Genomic DNA, 1,093 nt, shown 5'->3' on the forward strand with positions numbered 1-1,093 from the left:
AGCCAAGCTGAATCCCGAGTAGCACGGAGCCCGTGAAAGTCCGTGTGAATCCGCCTCGACCACGAGGTAAGGCTAAATACTCCTGTGTGACCGATAGAGAAACAGTACCGTGAGGGAAAGGTGAAAAGAACCCCGGGAGGGGAGTGAAATAGAACCTGAAACCGTCAGCTTACAAGCAGTGGGAGTCCGATTAAACGGATGACCGCGTGCCTGTTGAAGCATGAGCCGGCGAGTTAAAGGCGATGGCAGGTTAAGACCGAAGAGGTCGAAGCCCAAGCGAAAGCGAGTCTGAACAGGGCGAAGTCGTCATCGTTTTTAGACCCGAACCCGGGTGATCTAACCATGTCCAGGATGAAGCTTGGGTAAAACCAAGTGAAGGTCCGAACCGACCGATGTTGAAAAATCGGCGGATGAGGTGTGGTTAGGGGTGAAATGCCAATCGAACCCGGAGCTAGCTGGTTCTCCCCGAAATGTGTTGAGGCACAGCGGTTGCGGAAAAATCTGGGGGGTAAAGCACTGATTCGGTGCGGGCTGCGAGAGCGGTACCAAATCGAGTCAAACTCTGAATACCCAGAGGAAAGCAACCAGTCAGACGGTGGGGGATAAGCTCCATCGTCAAGAGGGAAACAGCCCAGACCACCAGCTAAGGTCCCGAAATCATCACTAAGTGAGAAAGGAGGTGGGAATGCAGAGACAACCAGGAGGTTTGCCTAGAAGCAGCCAACCTTAAAAGAGTGCGTAATAGCTCACTGGTCAAGCGTTGCTGCGCCGAAAATGAAAGGGGCTAAGTGATGTACCGAAGCTGTGGAATATGATTGTATTGTATTGGTAGGGGAGCGTTCTGGCGTAGGGAGAAGCATTAGCGGAAGCAGATGTGGACGAACCAGAAGTGAGAATGTCGGCTTGAGTAGCGAAAATCTTGGTGAGAATCCAAGACCCCGAAATCCTAAGGGTTCCTCCGCACGGCTCGTCCACGGAGGGTAAGTCAGGGCCTAAGGCGAGGCTGAAGAGCGTAGTCGATGGACAACGGGTGAAGATTCCCGTACCATTGGTAAATGGGTCAGGGGGACGGAGAAGGTGTGTGCTAGCCGGA

Annotated in this window: 1 rRNA gene; it reads left to right on the top strand. The window is 53.2% G+C overall.

The features are described 5' to 3' along the window. Nucleotides 1–1,093 (top strand): 23S ribosomal RNA (locus IQ236_RS27560); the annotation flags it as partial.

The organism is Planktothrix mougeotii LEGE 06226, from assembly GCF_015207485.1.
Lineage (GTDB): Bacteria > Cyanobacteriota > Cyanobacteriia > Cyanobacteriales > Microcoleaceae > Planktothrix.